Origin of the sequence: Polyangium spumosum (assembly GCF_009649845.1) — a bacterium.
Taxonomy (GTDB): domain Bacteria; phylum Myxococcota_A; class Polyangia; order Polyangiales; family Polyangiaceae; genus Polyangium; species Polyangium spumosum.
The window spans coordinates 1-23,963 of the sequence record NZ_WJIE01000014.1 but is presented as its reverse complement, the minus strand read 5'-3'; the positions used below and the strand labels follow the sequence as shown (position 1 = coordinate 23,963).

The following is a 23,963-nucleotide window of genomic DNA, read 5'->3' as shown; positions in this document are numbered from 1 at the left end:
GACGGGCATGGTCTTTTTTACGAAGATTGACGATCGAGCCAAGGTGAAGGGGTCTCGGGATCCACTGGGCTTCGAGCCCATCTGGAGCGCGTTTGGGCGGGAGGTCGTTGGCAACCTGACGACGGTCACGACCTCCTTGCGTGGGTTTACGACACTCATCTTGGGCATGTATTTCGTGGATCGCCTCGTCGAGCGCGGGAAGGTCAGCGAAGGAGCACGGCTCGCGTTGTTCCTGCGGGCCGAGCAGCTCGCCGCGTATAGCCGTCACGCGGCGGGGCAAGAAGGGCTCCGGGGAGAGCTGCGCGGTATCGAGCGGGTGAAAGGACGCCTCGCGAGCGGGGGGAGCGTGAAGATTTCCGCGGACCCGGCGCATCAGATCTTGAGTGATCAGCGGACCTATGGATTGTGGGGCTTGTACAGCCAGGCCGCGCGCAAGAGCGGGATCTTCGACGCGCACGTGCAGAGGCTGACGCCCTCTGCCTATCAGTTCGTCGAGAGCTTCCATGCGAGCAGGCTCCGCGGCTTCGAGAGGGCGATAGATGACCTTATTGGGAAGAAGGAGGCCGCAATTTTCGACCCCTACAACAAGCACAAGGCGTGCGCAGCCGCGCTCGCCAGGCAGCTCGTGCCGAGGGTCGAAGGCGAAGAGCTCGACTATTATCTGAATACGCTGGTCCGCGGCGGGGAGGGAATGGCGCCATCGGTCCGCGCTCGGCAACGGGAGCTATGGGAGACCATGGTCGAGGTCTACGATTCCAAGCGGGTACCGTGGGAAACCTGGTTTGTTATGAAAGACCTGGACGAGCTTCTGTTACGCGCGGAGAAAGAGGGTCGCGGCGCCTTGGCCGAGCGCCTCTCGTACATCCGCCACGTCGAGCCGCTCCTCGGCGCGGTGGCGCGGCTCTTCGGTTACCTGATGCGTTGCGGGAGCCGCTCGGTGAAGGACGTCGCTCGGGACGTGGAGGAGACGTGGGGCAAGGGGCTCGTTCATCTCGAGCCGGATGCATTGCCGCGAGGAGCGATCGTGCTCTTCGATCACGCGGCTTCGGACAACACCCGCAAGCGTATCCTCGATGCGGGCCTCGCGATGCAGCGTGGGAAGTACGGCGACGCGATCCGCCTCGTGCTCGAGCAGAACGAGGCCGTCATGAGGGCGCGTGGCGGCGCGGCGCCGTGGGTGAAGATCGACCGCGGCAAGCTCGATGTACGGTTTCGTGGGGACGATGGGCCTCCGCTCCCGTCGCGAAAAGAGTTGCCGCACCTCTGGACCAACTCGTATTTCATGAACAGCTTGAAGGCGATAGGTCGCACCGTCGTGGGGCGCGCTTGATGCAAAGCCCCATTCCCGAGAACTCGCTCTGCGATGCATTACGCGATGCCATCGGCAAGGGTCGCGTCGAGGCCGCGGTCTTCACCACCTACACATTCGAGCCCGCGTTCTTCGAGGAGAACGTGCTCCCAGTTCTCTGGGACAAGACGTTCTCGCACCACACCCGCGCGCGAATGTGCGAGACCGACAGGGCACTACGAGAGGGAATCGCGGAGGTCGCCGTCTATTACGATCGGGCAGGGCTCCAGCAAGTCACGTCGCCGCGCCTTGCCGTCACGTACCGCGCCATCGTGCGCCGGAACAAGACGAGGTTTCACCCGAAGGTCGTCCTCGCCCTCGTCACCGACGGGGATGGAGCGAAGCGGTCTCGGCGCCTCGTGATTTGCATCTCGTCGGCGAACCTCACGGAGCCCGGGTACTTCACCAGCCTGGAGTGCTTTCACATCGAAGAGGTCGCGGAGGGGACGAAATGCTCGTTTCGGGACGATCTGCGCCACCTGCTAAGGAACATCCGGAGCGACGCGCCACCGGACGACGAGCACCCGGCATTGGACGAGATCGACAAATTCGCTCGTGGGCTCCAGCCAGACGAGCGGAAGAAGACGCGGATTTTCGTCGGGCAGAGCACGCTCACGGAGTTTTTCGCGGAGACGCTGGTCCGCGGCGTACGCAACCGATGCGAGCTGGAGATTGTGTCGCCCTATTTCGATGAATCCGACGCGGCCCCTCTCCGCGCGCTCGCGGAAGCCCTGTCTCCGACCGAAATTCGTGTCTATCTGCCGACAGACGAGAATGGCAAGGCGGCTTGCTCCGAGGCGTACTTCGAAGCTGTCGAGGACCTCGCCACCTGGTCCGATCTACCTGCCCAGCATCGAAGGTCGTCCGAGAAGGACAGCAAGGCGAAGCTGCGCCGGGTGCACGCGAAGCTCTACAGGCTCCTCTTGCAGGATGGCAGGGAGTATTCACTCGTCGGCTCCGTGAACCTAACCGGCGCAGCACACGAGAGCTGCCGCCAGGGGAACCTGGAGGCGGCCTTCCTGGTCCTCGACAAATATGCCGAGGGCCCGCGTCCCTTGCTCACGCCTCTCGGACGGTCGGGACGGCCCAAGATCTTCGCGGATCCGGAGGAGGTCGACGACGAAGAAGACATCGATGACGTCATCGTCCTTCCGCTGTACCTCCGCTACGACTGGGGGAATGGGATGGCGTCCTATTACTGGGACGAGCAGGTGGATGCTGTTCCCAGGCGAATCTCGGTCACCTCCGGGGGCGTGCCGATCACGGTGATCGCGCCCGTCCAATCGAACGCTTGGGTGCCATTCCGGGACGACGTATCCCGCGTCATCGCCGAGAAGCTCCGCGGCACGTCGTATCTTACCGCCCAGGCGGGCGAGCGTGGCGAGGCGATCGTGCTCGTGCAAGAGATCGGCATCATCGAAAAACCGTCCTATGCAGAGGGGGTGCAGTGGACGGCGGAGGACATCCTGCGGGCCTGGTCGTCGCTCAGCGAAGATCAGCGGCAGATCGCGCTGGAGCGCTCGCTAGAGGCCACCACGCTCGGCAGCACCGTCGGACGCGTGGATGCGACTTCGAAGGACGCGGAGAAGAGTTTGTTCGATGGCGTCGCGGGCATCTATCATGGCTTCTTCCGTCTTGAGGATCGGGTGGTCCAGGCCATCCAGGACAAACGGCCCCGCGAGGCCGAGTTTTTGTTGTTCGGAAAGGGGTTCGATACGCTGCCAGCCCTCCTGGATCGCGTGATCAAGGACGACGCGGGAGATCGCGTGCATCGATACGTCACGCTCCTGTCGGTCCAAGTCCTCTTCGACCGCTTCGATCGGCTGGGGGATGTGCTCGTCGCGCGTTTCCTCGAGGAACACGCGAAGCGGCGTCGAGAGCTGGAGAAGAAGCTCGGGGAGAACGTCGACACCATCCGAGCGACGTTCACCTTCGAAGATGCCGAGCATCGCCGGCGGTTCTTCGCGTGGTTTGATCGCTGGTTCCGTAGAAACGTCGAGCGCGGGGAGCACGAGGAGGACCGGGGATGAGCAAGCCCATCACGCGCATCGGCTTTTCCGAAGCCAAAAAGCTCCTAGATTTTCACGCGAATGGCCCCATCGGTGAGCACCTGGCCGCCGAGCAGCTCCGCGGCGCCGTGGCGCTCCACAACATACTCGCGACGCAAGACTTCGCCTATCTCGCCGACGAGGTAGGGATGGGCAAAACGTACGTGGCGCTCGGCGTCCTTTGCCTGCTCCGATTCGCGCATCCGGATCTGCGCGTGCTGGTGATCGCGCCCAAGAAGAACATCCAAGAAAAGTGGCTCAAGGAGTGGAGGAACCTCGTCGCCACGAACTACCTTGCCACGGACCTCGTCGTGAAGTCCTTCGGCAACACGCCTGCGCGGCCTGCGGTTGCCTGCCACAGCCTGCCAGGATGGGCGGAGGAGGTCGTGAAGAACCCGGACCGGGACGTGTTCTTGCGGCTCCCGAGCTTCAGCTTCGGCATGGCGCAGGAGGAGAGCGCGGCGCGGGAGAGCAAGAAGCGGATGAGGGACGAACTCGTCCGGCTGGGGCCGATGCTCGAACGCGCGGGCCTCGACCTGCGTTCGCTCCAGGACAACAACGCATTCAAAGACGCGTACGCGCGGAGCATCAACGCGCTGCTGCCGCATTACGATCTCGTCATCATAGACGAGGCGCACAACCTGAAGCATGGGTATGGCGACTCCGGCCGCGTGTCGGCGCGCAATCGTCTGCTCGCGATGACGCTAGGTTCGGCGCCGGACGGTGCGCACGAGGCGTTTCCGCTCTGGGGGAAGCGCTTCGATCGGGTACTGTTCCTCTCGGCGACGCCCCTTGAGAGCCATTACGAAGAACTTCACCATCAGCTCGCGTTGTTCGGGTTCGAGACGTCGGGGAGCGCCCTTCTCGGCGAGGACGCCGAAAAGCGGGCGAAGGAGTTCATGATCCGTCGGCTCACGCGCCTCGATGTAGCGGGTGATACGTACACGAAGAACATGTACCGCCGCGAGTGGCGGGGCGGAGGCGTGCGGACGCACGACGAGGCGCTCGAGGTCCCGGACGCTCAGAGTCGGCTGGTCGTGGCGCTCGTCCAGCGGAAGGTCGCGGAGGTCATTCGGCACCCGAAATTCGACAAGACGTTTCAAATGGGAATGCTCGCCTCGTTCGAGAGCTTCGGAGAAACGGCGCGCAAGAAGCGGCGCGGATCCTCCGGGGAAGACGCGAATTTCGACGGCTCGGAGCAGGCGGAGACCGATGCCGAGAAGGAAGGGGCCGACGTCGGCGTCATCAAGGGGCTCCGGACGTCCTACTACAAGCACGTGGCCCAGCGCCCGATGCCGCACCCCAAGATGGATTGCGTCGTCGACAGCCTTCGCACGACGTTCGGCGATGGTCAGAAGGCGCTCGTCTTCGTCCGGCGCATCCGGAGCGTCCAGGAGATCGGTGAGAAGCTCCGCGACCATTACGACGCGTGGATCGAGCAGAACCTCCGCCGCGAGTTGCCGAACATGGGGTACGAGCTCGGGAAAGTATTCGAGAGGTATCGAGCGTGGCGCCAGAGTCGAATGCTCGCTTCGCACATCGAAGAGGAGGCGCCTCGCGTTGAGGGGGAGGAGGGAGGGGCGCCACGCAGCGCCACGGACGAGGAGTCGGGAGAGGTCGACGATCCGAACGACGACGTTACGTTCTTTTCGTGGTTCTTCCGAGGCACGGGGCCGGAGAAATGCTTCTCGGGGGCGTCTTTCCGAAACAACCAGCTTCAGGGTGACACGTCACCCTTCGGCACGTTCTTCGACGAAAACTATGTCCTCCTCTTGCTTGGCGCTGCGGCGAGCGAGGATCCGCTGGGCGCGCTCTCCCGGGCCGTGGAGCAGAACCGGGCAGCGCTCGGTGAGCGGCTCCGGCGCATCGCGACGTCGAGGGTCCGGGGGAGGCGAGGTGAGGTTCCACGGCGTGCCATTTTCGAGGCATATCAAGCCGCCGCGCTCGTCGTGCTCGCGGGGGCGCGGCTCTCGTTCAAGAGGTGGGCGGAGGCCGAGGCGCTCCTCGACTTGCGCTTTCCCGGCACGAAGCGGGAGCCGGAGCGGACGGAGCGGAGCTCCTTTCCGGGGCCGGACGAGTATCTCAAGATCCGGACATTTTTCTCGGGAGTGCAGGAGCGTCCAGCGCTCGCGCGGGTGTTCTTTCCGACCAGATTCGAGCGGCCCGCACAGTTTGCGCTCGATCGGGAGCTGCGCCGGGAATTGCTTTCATGTACCGCGCGGCTTGGGCACGCCTTCATCACGTTATGGGCGCTCGCAGCCGATTTATTCGGCTCGCTCGAGGCGAGGCGAGCCGAGCGCAGCCATGACGTCGTATCGAAGTTGTTGAATAAATACTGTGATCGCCTCGAATCCGAGATCTGTCGTGGTGGGCTCACGGCGATGTATGAGCTGTCGAGCGTCTCGCAGAACTTCGACGAGATCGTCCGCCTGAACTTCCCGGAGGCGAAGCGAGCCAAGTATACGGATTCGATACGCAAGGAGTTGCGCAAGGAGCTCTCCGCACAGCGACCGGTCGCCGGGATGTTCGGTGGTGTCACGCCTCGGATCGTGAAGCAGTTTCGGATGCCGGGGTATCCACTCGTCCTGGTCTCCACGGACGTCGTGAAGGAGGGTGAAGATCTCCACACGTTCTGCTCGAAGGTCATCCATTACGGCATCGCCTGGAATCCTTCAGAGATGGAGCAGCGAACGGGTCGAATCGATCGGATTGGTTCTGCGACGCACCGGCGACTCGGCGCGCTCGATCGGCCGGTGCGGGTGGACGAGAAGCTCGAGGCACAATACCCGTACCTCGGAGAGACCGTAGAGCGACTCCAGATGGCGCGGCTCTTCCGCAAGATGAATCGCTTCGTTCGAGCGATGCACCAGTCGTTCGGCGGCGAGGATCTCGGGACCAGGAGCCGCGAGTCGTCAGTTCACGTGGACCAGGCCTTCGCCAGGGACGAACGCGACACGGCCCCGATCGAGGGGCGGCTCGAGACGAAGTTCGAGATTGATCCGAAGCTCCTGCGCGGGACACAAAAGATCAATCCAGCGGAGAAGGAGGAGCGGGCCGAGGCGTGTGTCGCACACTTCTCGGAGCTCGTGAAATCCCTCGGGAAACGGATCCGGATCGATTGGCACGACGAGAAGCGTGAAGCGGGTGTGGGGACGACCTATAGGCGGGGGCCACGGCTCCTCCGCCCGCAGGAAAAAGACCCTTGGGGCGAGAATGGTGTGCGGCAACAACCATTTTTGCTATACGTCGAAGGCGCGCCGATCGAGGGGCGGGCACTCGTGCATTTAACGAGTCCGGTTGGATGCATTCGCGAGGACGAGCCCGCCCTGGCGAAGCTGCTGGAATATCAGGAAACATTCCTGGGCGCGCGCATCTGTCTCGTCTCGGAGGGGGAGGGGTTGCGGAGCTATACAGTGACCGTGGAGGGGGATGTCCTGCTCGATCCGGAGACGACCGACGTGGAAGAACTCTGTGATCTCTTCGCCGCGGTCGCGCTTTGCGCGGACGACGTGGAGCACGTGCTCCTGTCGGATGAAGATCGCGAGTACGAGACGTTCAAAGAGGATCTAAAGAAGGAGCGGGCCACGGCGCATGATGGATAGGTGTCTGAAAGCTGCCTGTGCCCACTCGGACGAGAAGGCGAGGTTCTCCCTGGAGGGGAGCGTCGTCACCATCGTATGGCCAAAATCGGGGCGCGGGCACGAGGTACGCTGGGAGCACGATGCGAGCAGGGACTCGCTCGTTCTTCGCGCGATCGTCGCGCGCGCCGGGCAGATCCTGAGCCTCCGTGACGCCGATCTCGCGAGGATCCTCCTTCAGCAGAACCGCGCCACGCGGGTCGTTTCGTTCCGGCGCGTGGCGCGGTGGGGGAGGGTCGAAGCCACGGTGGTTTGTCGCGCGAGCACGGTCTCGCCGGCGGAGCTCCGATTTTATCTGCTCGTGCTCGCGCGAGAGGCGGATCGCCTGGAGTTCCTGCTCACGGGTGCAGATGCACCTCTGTCGGGAGCGTCGAGGGGATAGATCCGTCAGGGAACGGTTCAGCCCTCGTTGAACCACATCCGCGCGAACACCCGCGGCCGCGCCTTCTCGAGCGGCCCCGCGGCCTCCTCGTCCGACACCAGCATCGCGGCCACGCCCATCGCGTCGCCCTTCACGAACACGCGTGACGCGACCCGCACCCGCTCGCCGGCGAAGCTCGGCTTTCGGTAGGCGATCTCCGCGGTTCGCGCGAGCAGCGGCGTCTTTCTCCCGTGGTCCCACAATCGTCGCAGCGCGGATTCCACGAAGAGGCGTGGGTAGACCAGCGAATTGACGTGCTGGTTCGAGTCGGTATGGTCGAGCCCGAAGACCACCGGCACAGGGTCGAGCGCGAAGACGTCGTCGACCCAGCGCGCCCCGGGGGGCAGCTCGATCGAGGCCTCCGGCGGCCGCCACGTCGCGCGATCGGGCGGCACCTCGGGCAGACCCGGCACCGAGAGCCGCGTGATCTTGCGCGCCTCCGGCGGCCCGAACGGGCGCGTGATCACGTGCTCGGCGTAGACGCGACCCGCGAGCAATCGCTCGCCCGCGTTCGCCGGCGCGGGCCCGTGCGTGCGGCCCGCCTCGCCGTACACGTTGCACCACATGTTGAGCATCAGCCGCTCGACGGCGCCGTCCGCGCCCACGGTATGCGCGATCTGGAACCGGCCCTCCCCCTCGACCGGCGACCACACCGACAGCGGACCCGCGCCGCCCTCCAGCACGAAGCGGCTCAGGATCGGGATGATCCCCTCCGCCGCGAGCGCCACCGTCGCGCCTTGTTGCCACACCGCTCGCCACACCGAAGGCCCGAGCACCACGGGCATCGCGTCGAGCAGGAGTTTTCCGTTCTGGCCAATGTCCTCGTATCGTATGACCAGCGGCCCCGATGCGCGTTGCGCCTCCGGGACCTCGGGTTCCTCGGGGATGAACGTCATGCGCGGCGAGATGTAGCAACCTTTGGCCGCGCCGCCCGTGACAATCGTCGAACGACGGCGTTCCGTAAAAGACCGAGGTCAGGTACAATCCACGGTCGTGGGAGGGTCGTCATGCGCGCTCGTCTGACTCGCTCGGTTGTCTTGCGCCGTGTTCTTCGTCCGCTCGGCCTCGCGGCCACCGTCGTCGCGGCCGCGTCGTGCCACGAGGGCATCGATACCACGAGGATCGCGCCGCCCAAGGCCACGCTCGGCGACGATCTTTACGGCGTGCTTTGTGATCGTGTCGGCGCGAGCTCGCTCTCGGACGATCTCACGGGCGGCTCGTATCACGCGGTCTGCCACTACTCGAACCAGGGCATCTACGCGGACACGGTCGATACGAGCTTCCTGCCGGCCGTGACCGGGCCCGAGCAGGAGGCGGCGCGCGCGCTCGGGATCGCCAAGGTCGAGGCCATGGCGCTGCGTCGCAGCGACCTCGTGCAGGCGTTCAACGCGATCTTCCCCGACGTCGAGATCGACGACGTCAGCACCGAGGCCGAGGGCGACAAGGTGCGGCTGCACGACGCGTTGCTCGCGTTCAGCCAGGACCTCTCGCGGCTCTACGAGTCGAACCCGTTCGAGCCCGGAGGGACGCCCACGGTGCCCGCCTCGACGCGCGCGCTCGGCGAGGTCTTCGCCTCGTTCATGCAGAGCGAGCCCGCGCGGCAGGCGTTCTCGAAGATATGGGGCCGGCAAGGCTACAGGCCGGCGGGCGTGGGGCTCGGCGCGGTGCGGCCCTTGCTCTCGTACCCGCGCCTGCGTCCGCTGCTCGGGAGCGCGCTCGACGTGCTCGCGCCGGACGGCGTGATGGCGCCCGAGCTCGCGCAGATCCTCAGGGTCGTGGAGCGGGATCTCGCGAGCTCGAAGCCCGAGCTCGCGCCGCTCTCGCCGCTCGTCGTGGACGCGGCGAAGGCGCAGCCGAACCGGCCGATGGAGACGCTCGAGATCCTCTCGCGCGTGATGCTCGATCAGCACGATCGGTACGCGAAGGATTCTGCCGCGCAATCGACGTGGATCGCGCGGCGGGATCGGCGCGGGTTCGTCGTGCCCTCCGGCAACGTGCCGGGGCAGGCGGGCACGGTGCCCGCGCCGTTCGCGGACACGAACGGCGACGGCTTCGCGGACACCGACGAGTTCGGCCAGTTCGTCACGACGATCCACGTGCCGGTACCGGCGCTCGCGCCCTTCAGCCCCGCGGGGACGCCGGGCACGGACGTGTACGGGCGCCCCGAACCTGCCGTGTACGAGTACATCGACACGTCGCGCACGCTGATCGGCGCGATCGCGCAGGACCTCGCGCCGCTCGTGGACGCGACGCAGTACGCGCCCGGCGCGGGCGAGGACGCGTGGCAGAGCGAGCGCGAGACGCTCATGTACGCGGTCGCGGGGGCGACGATGCTGCTCGGGGATCGCGAGGACGCGGTCTACGATCTCGAGACCGAGGAGGTGAAGCCCGCGGGGACCACGTGCGAGAGCTGCGTGCCGTACCGGCGCTTCAAGGCGGACACGTCGCCGCTGCCGGATCTCGCGCATGCGCTCGGGCAGATCCTCGCGGATCCGGAGTCGGACGCGCTCGTGCTCGGGCTCATCGATCTCGTGGAGAACCACGAGCAAGAGCTCGCGCGGCTGCTCGGGGCGGCGCTCCGGATCCGCAAGATCGCGCTCGATCACGACGCGCTCGCGGCGCAGGGGCTGGAGAAGCTCGCGAAGGTGCCGTACGAGTCGCCGATCTGGGACGAGATCGCGGGCGTGATGGGGCGGATCACGCAGCGGCCGGGGCTCACGGGCGAGCTCATCGGGTCGTTCGCGGATCCGGCGTTCGTCGAGCCGAAGGACGGCGTCGCGCACATGGGCGAGTCGCTCGCGCGGTTCATGACGAACCGCGACGAGATGACGTATCACGACGACGACCTCAATGGTTTGGCGTGGAACGTCACGCAGAACAACACGTTGCCTCCGTCGACGCCCGTCGATCGGAAGAAGCCCCTCGCGGGGGAGAACCGCTCTTGCTGGGAGCGGACGCTCGACATCATCCATCACGCGAACAACGTGAAGGCGTGCAACAAGCAGGGCGCGAAGGTGCAGGCTTCGGTCGGCGGGCTCTCCGTGTCGTGGCCGATCTGGCCCGTGCCCGCGTACGACGAATGCGAGCTGCTCGAGTTCCCCAACCTCGCGGTGTTTTACCTCGACTCGGTGCTGCCGCCCGGCCACCCGAAGCGCGCCGAGTTCAAGATCAAATCGGGCGTGCTCGACGGGATCCTGAACTTCCTCGGCGTCTTCACGAGCAAGGACGCGCTTTTCGAGGAGTCGTCGGGGATCGAGGGGCTCACGCTGAAGCCGGAGCCGAAGGCGCTGAACCGGCTGGTCTTCTTCGGCGCGACGTCGGAGCAGTTCAGCATCCTGCCGGACCTCGACCTCTACATCCTCGGCGGCAACGCCAAGAACAAGAAGACGAACGACTTCATTTCGAGCCTGATCGAGCCCGTCCCCACCGTGGTTTGTCCGCAGACGCAGGAGGGCACGCGCAAGTGCGACACGTCGGCGAACATCCTCCGGATCCGCGGGAAAAACACGCTCTTTTTGCTCGAGCGGTTCGGCTTTTACGAGTACCTGTCGCCCGTCGTGACCGCGTTCGCCGACGCCTCGTCCAACGCCGACGGCGAGCTCATGTTGCTCGACCTGATCGAGATCCTGAAGCGGCACTGGCCGGGGCCGGATCACGGGCCGGAGTGTGATTCGAGCGGGGACGCCCAGACGAACCCGCTGTATTGCTCGGGCGCCGGCGTGAACACGTACGAGCCGATCCTGGCCGACGCATTTTTGACCGACGTCGTGCCCGCGCTGCACGAGTTCTCGAAGGCGATGCGGGACGTCTCGAAGATCACGGTCGCGCGCGGGCCGAGCGCGGGGCAGGTGCTCACGGGCGCCGACGTGCTCGAGAAGACCGCGAAGATCCTGTTCGATCCGACGTACGCAGAGAACGCGGGGATCCGGGATCGGAAGGGGAACAAGGGCACGACGTGGACCGACGGGACGCCGCAGGCGCAAGCCACGGTGTTCACCTTGTTCGCCGACGGGCTGCACGCGATGGATCTGCGCTTCGACAATGCGTGTGGTTGCTCCGGAAAAACCGGGCAGGAGCTCGCCGATTGCCAGGCGGCGTACGAGACGTGCAAGGCGGACGCGGATCGGCGCAAGGGGCAATGGAAGCGGGCGCGGTCGCAGCTCGTGGATCAGTTCCTCGCCGTGGAGGGCGAAGGCGATGCGGCGAAGTTCGCGAACCCGGCGATTCCGCGGGCGCTCTCGACGACGCTGCGCGTCTTCCGCGAGCAGGTGAACGCGCATTGCCCCGATCGCGAGAATGGGACGCCGTGCACGTGGGCGAAGGAGGGGCTCGGGAAATCACTCGCCGACGGGCTCGAGAGCCCGATGACGGCCGCGCTCATCGATCTTCTGGAGAAGATCCGGCAGGACGAGACGGCGCGGCGCGAGCTCGAGAGGCTGCTCGATCATCTGCTCTCGGCCGCGAGCGACGGGCAGGCCCTCGAGGCGACGCTGTCGTCGCTCGCGGACGCCTTGCAGGTGCTGCTCGCGGATGCCGAGCTCGCGCCGCTCCTCAACGCGGCGGCCCCGGGCGCGCGGCCCGAGGACGAGGACGGGGACAAGGGCGCATTGCCGGCGGCGTTGCAGCTCTTGAAGGCGCTCAACGCGGACGAGTACGACAGGTACCACGTGATGGATCACATCCTGCCGAACCTCGTGACGCCGATGGCGCCGGTGAATGGCGTGGCGAGGCTCTCGCCGCTCGAGATCATCATGGACACGGTGGCCGAGGTGAGCCGCATCGACGCGGCCGCGAACCCGGGGCCGCTCGCGCCCACCGATTACGAGACGATCTTCGGCTCGACGCGTGATTTCCTGACGAGCCCGACGCGAGGCCTCGAGCAGATCTACACCATCGTCCAGAAGCGGCCCCGCGAATGAAACGGACGAATTCCCCGCGGAGGCGCGCCGCCGCGATCGGCGCGCTGGCCGCCATTTCGTTCGGGCTCTTCGCCGGACCCGCCTCCGCGGCGGGGCTCTACCTCTCGGAGCGCGGCGTGCGTCCGCTCGGTCGAGGAGGCGCGTTCGTCGCGGGCGCCGACGACCTCGGCGCCGTCGTGTACAACCCGGCGGGCCTCTTCGACGCCGGGATGAGCGTGCTCTTCGACGCGAGTTACGTTCATTTTTCGAGCGAATACACGCGAAGCACGATCGTCCGGCAGACGGATCCGAACACGGGCGCGACCGTGAGCGAGGGCGAGCAGACGTTCGATCCGGTGCGAGGGAGCGCGCCGTTTTTGCCGATCCCCACGCTCGGGTTCTCGTTCGTCCCGCACGACCAATGGGTGGTGGGCGTCGGGCTGTGGGCGCCTTATGCGGGGATCGCGACGTATCCGGAGACGGTGAACGGGGGCCCCGCGCCGCAGCGGTATTCGCTGCTCTCGCTCGAAGGCTCGGTCCTCGCGGTGGGCGGCGTTTACGCGGCCTACGCGCCGACGCCGAACCTGCGGATCGGCGCGGGGATCGAGGTGCTCGCGGGGACGTTCCGGAGCACGGTGGTCTTCTCGGGTTGCGTGCCGGATCGATTCTTCTGCGCGCCGGAGCAGCCGTCGTGGGACGTGCTCGCGGAGCTCGCGGTAGGGCCGATCGTGGCGCCGTCGGGGAACGTGGGGGTGATCTACATCCCGCACCCCAAGGTGAGGGTGGGTTTGTCGGGGCATCTGCCGTTCTGGGTGCGCTCGAGCGGGACGATCCGGACGCGGCTGCCGTCGGCGGCGCCGTTCGCGACGGCGCGGCAGGAGGGGGAGGACGCGGACGTGGCCTTCGAGCTGCCGTGGAACGTGCGGCTCGGGATCGAGGCGCGGCCGACGGACAAACTACGCGCGGAGCTCGCGTTCGCTTATGAAGATTGGGGCGTGCACGACAGCATCCGCGTGGATCCGGACGGCGTCGCGCTGAAGAACGTGGTGGGTTTTCCCGATACGTATTACCTGCCGCCCGTGAACCTGCAGCGCAATTTCCAGGGCGCGTTCTCGACCCAGGTCGGCGGCGAATACACGATCCCGCTCGGCAAGGTGCGGCTCGACGTGCGGGCGGGCTTGCGGTTCGAGACGAGCGCGGTGCCGAGGGAGTACGTCTCGGTGTTGACGATCGATTCGAACAAGCTGACGCCCTCGATCGGCGCGGGGCTCCACGTGGGGCCGGTCCGGCTCGACGTCGTGGCGGCGCACGTGATCCTGTTCTCGCAGGACGTCGACCCGCGGGAGGCGAAGATCGAGCAGGTGAGCCCGCTCGTGGCGAACCCGCCCCCGCAGCCGAACATCATCAACGGCGGGAGGTATTCGGCGAGCGCGACGATCCTCGGCCTCGGGGCGACGTACACGTTCGGGAAGGCTGCGCCGGCGAAGGCGAAGGCGGCGGGGAGCGGGACGTAGCCGCGGCGCGCCAGCAAAAAACGAGGCGCGCGCCTGCTCGTGACGAGAGCGGGCGTGCGTGCTGAGATGGCGGCGCATGAGCGGGTTCGAAGACGACGACGTGTTCGACGACAAGGTGGAGACGGAGCTCGCGCAGAGGCCCGAGCGCGCGGCTTCACCCGGGTTCTCGCTCGTGGTCGTCGCCGGCCCGAGCCGCGGGCAGACGTTCGCCGTCGCCCCGGGGCACCCGTCGCGCGTGCTCGTCGGGCAGAGCCCGAGCTGTGACCTCCGGATCGACGATCGGCTGGTCTCGCGCAGGCACGCGGCCTTCGAGATCCGCCGAGGCAAGCTGCGCGTGACCGACCTCGACTCGACGAACGGCACGTCGGTGCAAGGCGTGGCCGTGCTCGACGCGCTGCTCGTGGGCGGCGAGGTCGTCACGATGGGCGAGACGCAGATCCGCGTGGACAGGCTCGCCGATCAGGCGCCCGCGGCGATCCCTTCGGCCGTGCGGTTCGGCTCGATGGTCGGCGCGAGCCCGGAGATGCGCGCGCTGTATCCGCTCTGCGAGCGGCTCTCGGGCGCGCTCGTGCCCGTGCTCATCGAGGGCGAGACGGGCACGGGCAAGGAGGTCCTGGCCGAGTCGCTGCACGAGATGGGGCCACGCAAGCACGGGCCGTTCGTGGTCTTCGATTGCACGGCCGTCCCGCCGAACCTGGTCGAGTCCGCGCTCTTCGGGCACGAGCGCGGGGCGTTCACGGGCGCGACCGAGTCACGCAAGGGCGTGTTCGAGGAGGCGCACGGCGGCACGCTCCTGCTCGACGAGATCGGGGATCTGGAGCTGCCGCTGCAGGCGAAGTTGCTGCGCGCGCTCGAGCGCTCGGAGGTGCAGCGCGTGGGCTCGAACCGGTGGATCCGCGTCGACGCGCGGATCCTGGCGGCGACGCGGCGCGACCTCGATCACGAGATCCAGGAGGGCAGGTTCCGCGACGATCTGTTCTATCGGCTCGCGGTGGCGCGGATCGAGCTGCCGCCGCTGCGGCGTCGATCGGGCGACGTGCTCGTGCTCGCGCAGCACTTCTGGCGGAAGCTCGCGAGCAAGGACACGCCGTTCCCGCCGGAGTTCGCCGCGCGTATCACGGACTACGCCTGGCCGGGCAACGTGCGCGAGCTCTACAACGCGGTCGCGCGTCGCGTCGCCCTCGGCGAACTCGCGCCCATCGCGACGGCGCGGCCGGGCGCGCCAAAACCCGCGGGCGTGCCGAGGCCAAGCGCGAAGGCCGCGTCCGCGGCCGACTGGATCGAGGAGATCCTCGCGCTCGAGTTGCCGCTCCCCCGCGCGCGAGAGCGCGTGGTCGAGGTGTTCGAGCGGAGGTACGTGGAGCGCGTGCTCGCGGCGCACGGCGGGAACGTGGGCGCGGCGGCGGCGGCGTCGGGGATCGCGCGGCGGTACTTTCAGCTCATCAAGGCGCGCCACAAGGGTTAACCTCGAGGCTCCATGGAAGCCGAACGGGGCGCGCCCCGGGTCCGGGTTGTGGGCCGGTACCGCGTGTACGACGAGATCGCGGCGGGCGGCATGGCCACGGTTCACCTCGGGAGGCTCGTCGGGGACGAGGGGTTCTCGCGGACGGTGGCGATCAAGCGCCTGCACCCCTGGCACGCGCGCGTGCCCGAGGTCGTCACGATGTTCACGGACGAGGCGCGGATCGCGGCGCGGATCCGGCACCCGAACGTGGTGGGCACGCTCGACGTGGTGTCGCAGGAGGGCGAGGTCTTCCTGGTCATGGAGTACGTGCACGGCGAGCCGCTGTCGCGGCTCATCAGCGCGGCGAGCAAGCGAAAGCAGAAGATCCCGCCGAGGATCGTGGCCGCGGTGCTCGCGAGCGCGCTCCGGGGCCTGCACGCGGCGCACGAGGCCAAGGACACGCGAGGCGAGCCGCTCGGCGTGGTGCACCGCGACGTGTCGCCGCAGAACGTGCTCGTCGGCGCGGACGGCGTCTCGCGTGTGCTCGATTTCGGGATCGCGCGCGCGGCCGGCCGGGCGCACGTGACGAGCGACCATACGATCAAGGGCAAACTCGCGTACATGTCGCCCGAGCAGCTCCGCGGCGAGGTGCTCGATCGGCGGGCGGACGTGTATGCCGCGGGCGTGGTGTTATGGGAGGCGCTCACGTGCCGGCGCCTTTATGCGGGGGCGTCGGAGGACCTCGCGCTCGTGCGGCTGCTCGAGGCCGAGGTCGAGGCGCCGAGCAAACGCGTGGCCGATCTGCCGCCGAGCTTCGATGAGGTCACGCTCCGGGCGCTCCGTCGCGACGCGGACGCGCGTTTCGCGACGGCGCTCGAAATGGCCGTCGCCCTCGAGGCGTGCGGGCCACTCGCGACGCCGTCGGAGATCGCCGCGTGGGTCGAGGAGCTCTCGGGGGACACGCTCGCCGAGCGGGCGCGGCTGATGCAAGCGATCGAGGGCGAGGAGCGCCGCGCCCCGAGGAGCGCCGCGCCGGAGAAGGTCGCTTCGAGCTCGGACGAGCCGACGTTGCTCGACATGACGCCCTCGCCAGCGGGCGCTCCGGCCCAGGAGGCCGCGCCGACGGCGCCGATCGTGGTCTCGGTGGAGAATGCCGCGCCGACGAGCGCGCCGGATCGACGCGCGTCGCCCGTGGTGCTCGCGCTCGTCGGGCTCGTCGGGATCCTCGTGGTTTTGCTGGTCGTCATTCTCTTGCGGGGAGGGCCGGAGAGCGCGGCCTCTCCGCCGGCCGCGTCCTCGATTCCCGCGCGCCTCGCCGCGCCGGAGCTGGTTTCTTCACCGCAATCGCTCCCCTCCGCGCCTGCGCCGCCGCCTCCCGCGCCGAGCCTCGCGCCGCTGCCGAGCGCCGCGCCGAGCCGGGCGGCGCCGCCGCGCCCGCAGGCTCCGCGGGCGAAACCCGCCGCGCGGATCGACGGCTGTGATCCGCCGTTCTTCATCGACGCGGCCGGTCGAAAGAAATACAAGCGGCAATGCCTTTGAGGGCGATCAGCCGTCGGCGAGGGCCTTGAGGAACGCGCGCGCGGCCGTGGGCTCGGACAAACGGTAGGGGGCGCGGCTCGGCCTCGGGCCGACGTGCACGGCGATGTGCGGGGGCGGAAGCGCGGCGAACATTTCTTCGTCGACGAGGTCGTCGCCGAGCGCGACGAGGCGGGTCTCCGGAGCGGCTTCGAGCAGGGAGGAGACGAGCGCGCCGGGGCCCGCGCCCATGGCACGAATCTCGACGATCTTGTCGCCGGGGAGGATCTCGACGGGCGCGTTCTTGAGCAGGGAACCGAAGTGGAGCCGGAGCTCCTTGGCCCGGAGCGCGCCGAACGCAGGGTCGGCCATGCGGTAGTGGAAGGTGAGCGAGGCGCTCTTCTCTTCGAGGATCGCGCCCGGCGTGCGCGCGACGAGCTGGCGGAGCAAGGGCAGGAATTTCGCGCTCCAATCGGACGGGATGTCCTTGCGGGCGCGCCATTCCTGGCCCGGGACGTCGCGCGTCCAGAAGCCATGCTCGGCGGCGAGGCCGATGGGCAGGTCGCCGAACCAGCGCTCGAGGACGTCGCGCGTCCGGCCGCTCACGACGAACACCTGGGTGTCGCGGCGGCGGGCGAGGGCCGTGAGCAGGTTGCGGAGCTCCCGGTCGGGCGCGGCGTCCTCGGGGGAGCGGGCGAACTGGACGAGGGTGCCGTCGTAATCGAGCAGCACCGTGAGGCTCGGGGCGGCGCGGAGCTCGGCGGTGAGCGTCTCGAGGGCGGCGGGCTTGGTCGCGGCGAGGCCGCCCGCGCTCATGGATTCGTTTTGCTCCTCGAGCGTCTCGAGGAAGCTCCGGGCCCAGCCGTGGACGTCGTTCTGGAGGACGCGTCGCCTCAGGTTCTGCATGCGCGTGCGGCGCTCGGCCTCGGGCATGACGAGGGCCCGCTTGATGGCGGCCGCGACCTCGCCGATATCGTAGGGATTGACGACCAGGGCGTCGCCGAGCTCGGAGGCGGCGCCCGCGAGCTCGCTGAGGACGAGCACGCCGTCCTCGTCGGTGCGGGACGCGACGAACTCCTTGGCGACGAGGTTCATCCCGTCGCGCAAGGGCGTGACGATCATGACGTCGGCGGCGCGGTAGAGCGAGGCGAGCTGCCGCTCGTTGAAGGAGCGGTACATCGAATGAATGGGCACGGAGTGGACCGTGGCGTAGGCGCCATTGATGCGGCCCACGAGCTCGTCGACCTGGCTGCGGAAGCCCTGGTAGGCCTCGACGTTGGTGCGCGAGGGGACGGTGACCTGGACGAGGCGGAGCTTGCCGCGGAGCGAGGGCTCGCGTTCGAGGAGGCGCTCGATGGCGAGGAGGCGGCGCGGGATGCCCTTCGTGTAATCGAGGCGGTCGATGCCGAGCAGGATGTGCTGCCCCGGCTGGCGAATGGCCTGCGCCTCCGCCTCGACCTCGGCGGAGCCGGCGAGGGTGGAGAGCGCGGCGGCGTCGATGCCCATGGGGAAGGCGCCGAGCCGGACCTCGCGCCCTTCGGTGTAGATGCGGTCGACGTCGGCCTCGAAGCCGAGCACGAGGAGCAGCGCCGACGCGAAATGGCGCATGTACGAGAGCGTGTGGAACCCGACGAGGTCGGCGCCGAGCAGGCCCTCGAGGATCTGGGCGCGCCAGGGCAGGATACGAAAGACCTCCGCGGAGGGGAATGGGATGTGCAGAAAAAAACCGATCCTGGCGTTCGGTATTTTCTTCCGCAGCATTCCGGGGACGAGCATGAGCTGATAGTCGTGGACCCAGACGACGTCGCCCTCGCGGTAGTGGGCGGCGACGAGCTCCGCGAATCGCTCGTTCACGCGGCGGTAGCTCTCCCAGTCGCGGTCGCCGAGGGGGATGCGGTCGAGCAAATAATGGAAGAGGGGCCAGAGGACGCCATTGGAGAAGCCCTCGTAGTACCTGGAGACCTCGCCCGAGGAGAGGTGCAGCGGTACATAACGGAGCTCTTCCAGGCGCGCTTCGAGGGCCGTGCGCTGATCGGGCGCGAGGCGGGCGATGTCGCCGGGGTAGCCGAGCCAGAGGCCCCCCGAGCGCTCGTGGGGCCCTTTCATGCCGGTCGCGAGCCCTCCGGGGCTGCGGGTGACGAGGACCTCACCGTGTTCGACCTTCACGGTGACAGGCAGGCGGTTCGAGACGAGGAGGATGCGTGACAAGGTGGCCGAGCGTGGCATCCATGGAATGGAATGTCCACAATATTTTGAGCACAAACGATCTCGGGCCCCGACGAACGTTTGTGCGGAGAATGCGAATTTTCTTGCGTGATCCGGGGGCGCTCGGTAGGGTGGCCGCGGCGCTGAAGAAGCGTCGTCCTATGATCTCTCCTCGCTGAGCACGAGCCCCCGCCATTGCAGACGCACGCTGTGTCTCCTCATCCGTCCGCGACGGACTGGGTATCGAGTCGAGCGTAAAATGCGTCTGTTCAGGTCGGATTGAGAATCCTGGTTGCTGCTTGCTCGCCACGTCGGCGGTTCGGCCGGCGTGTATCTGGAGATCGTATGCGAAAACTCGTGTATCACGTCGCCAGCACGGTGGATGGTTTCATCGCGCGGGAAGACCACTCGTTTGATTGTTTCCCCATGGAAGGGGACCACGTCACCGATTACCTCGCGTCGCTGTCGGGATACAGCGCGGTCGTGATGGGCCGGCGCACGTACGACCTCGGGCTCAAGGTCGGGGTCACCGATCCTTATCCGATGCTCGAGACGTACGTCTTCTCCCGGACCTTGAAGGAGAGCCCGAATCCACGGGTGAAGGTCGTCGCGGAGGACGCGGTCGGCTTCGTCCGCGGCCTCAAGGCGAAGGAGGGAAAGCCCATCTACCTGTGCGGAGGCGGCGATTTCGCGGGGATGCTCCTCGCCGAGAAGCTCGTCGACGAGGTGCTGATCAAGCTGAACCCGCTCCTGCTCGGCGCGGGGATCCCCCTCGCCTCGCGCCTCCCCGCGCCCGTGAACCTCACGCTCCTGTCGACGAAGGTCTACCGCAATGGCGTGCTCTTGCTGCAGTACGCGGTGACTTGAGGCGCGAGCGGCCGGATCAGATCCGCTGCATCTGCGTCGATGACATCCGCGAGAACCGCACGACGAGCGCCGCGGCGACGAGGAACAGCGCCGCCGTGAGCCCCCACCAGATCCCGATCGCGCCCATCCCCACGCCAAACCCCAGCAGGAGGGCGAGCGGGAGGCCGAAGACGTAATACCCCACCATGTTCGCGTTCCGCGCCGACCGGGTGTCCCCGGCGCCGCGGAGCGCCCCCGCCGCGACCGCCTGCGCGCCGTCCGCGAGCTGGAAGATCGCCGCGATGCGGATGAGCGGTACAGCCGCCTCGAGGACGTCGGGTTTGTCCGAGAGGATACGCGCGCAGAGCGTCGGGGCCGCGGCGAAGACGATCGCCCAGAGGCCCATCACGGCGCTCGTCGCGACGACGCCGACGAGGCCGACACGGCGCGCGCCCGCAGGGTCGCCGCGGCCGACGGCGCGGCCGACGAGGACGCTGGTCGCGTTCGACATGCCGAGCGCCACGGTGAACGAGAGGCTCGCGAGGGTGAGCGCGACCTGATGGCCCGCGGCCGCCTCGGGGCCGATCCACCCGGCGAAGATGCCCGCGAGGGAGAAGGCGCCGACCTCCGCGAGCAGGTGCATGCCGATCGGCCAGCCGACCCGCACGATGGCCCGCGTCGTCTCGGGGTCGGGGCGGAGCTCGGCCGCGCGCAAGGCGCCGTCGCGGCGGGAGACCTCGCGGAACACGACGGTGATGGTGGCGAGCGTGGCGATGCTGGAGGCGATGCCCGCGCCGAGGACGTCGAGCGCCGGCAAACCGATACGAGGCAAGCCGACCTGCGCGAGGCCGTCGTCGCCGTAAATGAAGAGCCAGTTGCCGAGGAAGTTCGTGATGTTCGCCGCGATCGCCGCCGAGACGAGCGCGCGCGGGAAGCCGCGCGCCTGGAGGTAGGTGCGGCCGGCCGTGGCCACGAGGAAGGGGATGAGGCCCGGGAGGCGGCCGAGGAGGTAACGCAGGACGAGGCGCGAGGTCTCGGCGTCGATGCCGGCGTGGCCGATGAGGAGGCCAGCGAGCACGATGAGGAGCATGCTCGGGACGCCGGCGAGGACGGCGATGCGCACGGCCTGCCAGAGGACGGCGCGCGCGCGGGCGTGATCGTTCGCGCCCGCGGCCTGCGAGACGAGCGGATCCATGCCGAGGACGACGCCCATGCCGACGATGCTGATGGTGAAGAAGATGCCGTTGCCGATGCCCGTGGCGGCGAGCGAGGTCGCGCCGAGGCGGCCGACCATGGCGACGTCGACGAACCCGAGCATCTGGTTGGCGACGAAGCTCAGGGTGATGGGGCCGCCGAGGACGGCGAGCTCGCGCAGCTCGGCGCGTACGGTCCGCGTGCCTCCGGTCGGCTCGTCCTCGATGCGCGAAGTGCTGGAGATCGGGGCCACGTCGCTCATGGAAGGGCCCCGGTATACCTCACGCCGGCAGGCGCGCTCCGACGATTCCGTGCCCGAGGATCAGGCGGCGATACGTTCGGCGAGCGTGCGCACGTCGAGCTGGGTGTAGTCCTTCTCGTGCGAGGCGACGACGGTGTCCGCGACGTGGTTCGTGTGGGCCGCGAGCGTGGCGCGCAGGAGGCCGAGGAACTTCGGCGGCGCGGCGAGGACGAGCTCGCGGAAGGCGTGCGCGTCGTAGAGCGAGGCGAGCCGATCGGCGAGGCTACGCGCGAATTTCTGGGCTTCGACCTCCTTCGGGTCGGTGGTGTACTCCTTGGCGCTGCGGCCGGCGACCTGGCCGCCGCCGGTGAAGGCGCGGCCGGGTTTGTCCGCCATGAGATCGCGGGCCATGGCGCGGCTCTCGGGGTGCTCGAACTCCTCGATGAGCTCGAGCGCGGCGGTCTCCTCGGAGCCCCGCCGGAACAGGCGAGCTCGGCTGGCATCGGCGATGAGCACGAACGTGGTCCGTTCCGTCTCCTGCACGCGTTCCTCTTGCACGCGTCCCTCCTCCCTCTCGCGCCTCCCCGGCGCTACGCAGGGAACATGGAGGGGTCGGGTGCGTCCGGCAATGGAGCGCGGGCGCGCTTGACGTGGAGGTGCCGGGGGGCTAGGCCGGCCGCTCCTTACCGAACGTGCCGACCAAAAAAGAGAACCGCATGAGCCTGACCGGAAAGCAGCGCCGCCACCTGCGCGCGCTCGGCCATCACCTGGATCCCGTGGTCCAGCTCGGGAAACACGGGCTGACCGAGGGCATCGTCTCCGCCGTGGACCAAGCGCTCGAGCAACACGAGCTGGTCAAGGTGCGCGTGGGGACGGAGTGCCCGGACGAGCGCGGCGATCTCGCCGAGAAGATCCCGCCGGCCGTGCGCGCCGAGCTCGTCCAGATGCTCGGGCGGACGATCCTGCTCTACCGGCGTCACCCGAAGGAGCCGAAGATCAGCTTGCCGAAGGCCGGCTGAGCGCGGCCGGCCGTCAGCGTTTGCCGCGGAGCTCTTCTTGCGGAGCGGCCAGGCGGCCGAGGATCCTCTGCAGCTCCTCGACGCTCATGTCGATGTGCTCGACCACGCGGCCGTAGAGCATCGCCGTGGGCACGTTGCGGCCCCGGAGCTCCTCCTGCGTCTGGTGCAGGACCCAGAGGACGATGCGCTCCTTGCGGGTCAGGCCGTCCCGTACGTCGGGGAGGTTGTCGTAGGGGCCAGGTTGGTAGCGCTTCATGGTGCGGCGCGTGGGGCTCTCTCGGCCCGGACGGGACACCACGTTGCTAGTCCTCCCGCCGCGGGCATGCAAGAATGTCCGCGCGATCCGGTTCGCCGACAACGACGATTCATGCGCTCCGCCAACGACATCCACCCCGGCGCCCTGATCGGCGGTAAGTACCGCGTTCGCGCCATCCTCGGGCGTAAACACGGGCTCACGGTCGACGCGTTCCACACGTCGTTCGACCAGCGGGCCATCATCAAGCTGCTCCTGCCCCACCAGGCCGATCAGCGCGAGATCGAGCGCTTCCGCCGCGAGGCGCGCGCCCTGTCGAAGATCGCCTCCGAGCACGTCGCCCGCATCATCGACGTCGGCAACGAGGCGGACGGGACGTTTTACCTCGTCCGGCAGTACCTCGAGGGCACCGACCTCGAGCGCCACGTGCGCAAGACCGGGCCGCTGCCGCTGCACGACGCGATCCTCTTCGTGCTGCAAGCCTGCGAGGCCGTCGCCGAGGCGCACGCGAACAGCATCGTCGTGCGCGACCTCGAGCCGTCGCACCTCTTCGTCACGCAACGGACGGGCGGCGCGCCGATGCTCAAGATCACCGACTTCGGCACGGCGAAGCTGCTCGGCGGCGCGCAGGACGCGATGGGCGAGATCACGGGCACGGCGATGTTCGGCCTGACGCCGTACGCGTCGCCGGAGCTCGTGCGCAAGGCGAAGGATGTCGACGCGCGCACGGACGTCTGGTCGCTCGGGACGATCCTCTACGAGATGCTCGCGGGTCGCCCGCCGTTCCAGGGCGAAGCCGCGCACCTGATGTTGCAGATCACGCGCGACGATCCGATGCCGGTCTCGCAGCTCCGCGGCGACGTGACGAAGGAGCTCGACACGGTGATCGGCTGGGCGCTCGCGAAGGACGTCGAGGCGCGCTTCCGGAGCGTGCACGCGTTCGCCCACGCGCTCTTGCCGTTCGCGCCGCACGAGGGCCGGTTGCTCGTGGATCGTATCGGGCAGATCGCGCAGGCCGCGCGCGAGCGGAAGACGACCGGCTCGGTGCCGCCGCCCGCGCCGCCGCCGAGCGCGCCGGGGTGGTTGCCCGCCCCGACGCCGCCGCCCGGGGGCCACGGCGCAGCCATGGCCGCAGGCGCCGTTCCCGCCGAGTTCGCGCACCTGCCCGCCGACGAGGACGCCGAGACCGGCGTGCACCCGGGCTCGGTGAACCACGGTTCGCCGATCCTGCACAGGCACATGGCCGCGGCGCAGCAGGCGCCGATCGACGATCAGGCGACGGAGGTCTTCTCCGGGCCCATCGTCCCGCCCGTGCCCGCGGCGGCCCCGTCGGCGCCAGCGGCGGCTGCCGCGCCCGCGCCGGCTGCCGCGCCCGCGCC

The 23,963-nt window shown here is 68.2% G+C and carries 16 protein-coding genes; 11 read left to right on the top strand and 5 right to left on the bottom strand.

Going from position 1 to position 23,963, the window contains the following annotated elements; translation table 11 throughout:
• Positions 1-7: 7 nt before the first annotated feature.
• The 4 genes from GF068_RS33870 to GF068_RS33855 are packed head-to-tail and all read left to right on the top strand — an operon-like array spanning position 8 to position 7,416.
• A complete protein-coding gene (locus tag GF068_RS33870; RefSeq protein WP_153823672.1) occupies positions 8-1,330 on the top strand; it encodes a hypothetical protein in 1,323 nt (440 codons plus the stop codon).
• On the top strand, positions 1,330-3,378 hold the full coding sequence (locus GF068_RS33865) for a phospholipase D-like domain-containing protein (protein ID WP_153823671.1): 2,049 nt from the start codon (positions 1,330-1,332) through the stop codon (positions 3,376-3,378). Before GF068_RS33870 ends, GF068_RS33865 begins: the two co-directional genes overlap by 1 nt.
• Positions 3,375-6,998: a helicase-related protein gene (locus tag GF068_RS33860; protein WP_153823670.1), complete on the top strand. Its 3,624-nt coding sequence runs from the start codon at positions 3,375-3,377 to the stop codon at positions 6,996-6,998. The genes GF068_RS33865 and GF068_RS33860 overlap by 4 nt, the downstream gene beginning before the upstream one ends.
• The gene (locus GF068_RS33855) at positions 6,988-7,416 is read left to right on the top strand and encodes a hypothetical protein (protein ID WP_153823669.1); all 429 of its coding nucleotides are present in this window, start codon (positions 6,988-6,990) and stop codon (positions 7,414-7,416) included. The genes GF068_RS33860 and GF068_RS33855 overlap by 11 nt, the downstream gene beginning before the upstream one ends.
• A 17-nt stretch (positions 7,417-7,433) precedes the next feature.
• On the opposite strand, the gene GF068_RS33850 is transcribed toward GF068_RS33855, so the two are convergent.
• Complete coding sequence (locus tag GF068_RS33850; RefSeq protein WP_153823668.1) at positions 7,434-8,351, bottom strand: hotdog family protein; 918 nt, start codon at positions 8,349-8,351, stop codon at positions 7,434-7,436.
• A gap of 111 nt (positions 8,352-8,462) precedes the next feature.
• On the opposite strand from GF068_RS33850, the gene GF068_RS33845 reads away from it, so the two are divergent.
• The 4 genes from GF068_RS33845 to GF068_RS33830 all read left to right on the top strand — a co-directional run bounded on the left by GF068_RS33845 (position 8,463) and on the right by GF068_RS33830 (position 16,850).
• On the top strand, positions 8,463-12,374 hold the full coding sequence (locus GF068_RS33845) for a hypothetical protein (protein ID WP_153823667.1): 3,912 nt from the start codon (positions 8,463-8,465) through the stop codon (positions 12,372-12,374).
• On the top strand, positions 12,371-13,867 hold the full coding sequence (locus tag GF068_RS33840; protein ID WP_153823666.1) for an OmpP1/FadL family transporter: 1,497 nt from the start codon (positions 12,371-12,373) through the stop codon (positions 13,865-13,867). The genes GF068_RS33845 and GF068_RS33840 overlap by 4 nt, the downstream gene beginning before the upstream one ends.
• A 76-nt stretch (positions 13,868-13,943) precedes the next feature.
• Positions 13,944-15,332, top strand: a complete 1,389-nt coding sequence (locus GF068_RS33835; RefSeq protein WP_153823665.1) for a sigma 54-interacting transcriptional regulator — start codon at positions 13,944-13,946, stop codon at positions 15,330-15,332.
• 12 nt (positions 15,333-15,344) lie between these two features.
• Positions 15,345-16,850 carry a serine/threonine-protein kinase gene (locus GF068_RS33830; protein WP_153823664.1) on the top strand — a complete coding sequence of 502 codons (1,506 nt, stop codon included), beginning with the start codon at positions 15,345-15,347 and terminating at the stop codon, positions 16,848-16,850.
• 6 nt (positions 16,851-16,856) lie between these two features.
• Here GF068_RS33830 and GF068_RS33825 read toward each other — a convergent pair whose 3' ends face one another.
• Positions 16,857-19,034 carry a bifunctional alpha,alpha-trehalose-phosphate synthase (UDP-forming)/trehalose-phosphatase gene (locus GF068_RS33825; protein WP_153823663.1) on the bottom strand — a complete coding sequence of 726 codons (2,178 nt, stop codon included), beginning with the start codon at positions 19,032-19,034 and terminating at the stop codon, positions 16,857-16,859.
• Positions 19,035-19,376: 342 nt separating this feature from the next.
• On the opposite strand from GF068_RS33825, the gene GF068_RS33820 reads away from it, so the two are divergent.
• Positions 19,377-19,898, top strand: coding sequence for a dihydrofolate reductase family protein (locus GF068_RS33820; RefSeq protein WP_153823662.1), 522 nt, complete (start codon positions 19,377-19,379; stop codon positions 19,896-19,898).
• Positions 19,899-19,914: 16 nt separating this feature from the next.
• Here GF068_RS33820 and GF068_RS33815 read toward each other — a convergent pair whose 3' ends face one another.
• Complete coding sequence (locus GF068_RS33815) at positions 19,915-21,333, bottom strand: MATE family efflux transporter (RefSeq protein WP_153823661.1); 1,419 nt, start codon at positions 21,331-21,333, stop codon at positions 19,915-19,917.
• A 60-nt stretch (positions 21,334-21,393) separates the two neighbouring features.
• On the bottom strand, positions 21,394-21,870 hold the full coding sequence (locus tag GF068_RS33810) for a host attachment protein (protein WP_153823660.1): 477 nt from the start codon (positions 21,868-21,870) through the stop codon (positions 21,394-21,396).
• Between the two features lie 158 nt (positions 21,871-22,028).
• Between GF068_RS33810 and yhbY the strand changes: the two genes are divergently transcribed.
• Positions 22,029-22,331, top strand: a complete 303-nt coding sequence (gene yhbY, locus GF068_RS33805; RefSeq protein ID WP_153823659.1) for a ribosome assembly RNA-binding protein YhbY — start codon at positions 22,029-22,031, stop codon at positions 22,329-22,331.
• Between the two features lie 13 nt (positions 22,332-22,344).
• Here the strand turns inward: yhbY and GF068_RS33800 are convergent, their stop codons facing one another.
• A complete protein-coding gene (locus GF068_RS33800) occupies positions 22,345-22,587 on the bottom strand; it encodes a hypothetical protein (RefSeq protein WP_153823658.1) in 243 nt (80 codons plus the stop codon).
• Positions 22,588-22,698: 111 nt separating this feature from the next.
• On the opposite strand from GF068_RS33800, the gene GF068_RS33795 reads away from it, so the two are divergent.
• On the top strand, positions 22,699-23,963 hold a 1,265-nt coding region (locus GF068_RS33795; RefSeq protein ID WP_170319840.1), incomplete at its 3' end, for a serine/threonine protein kinase.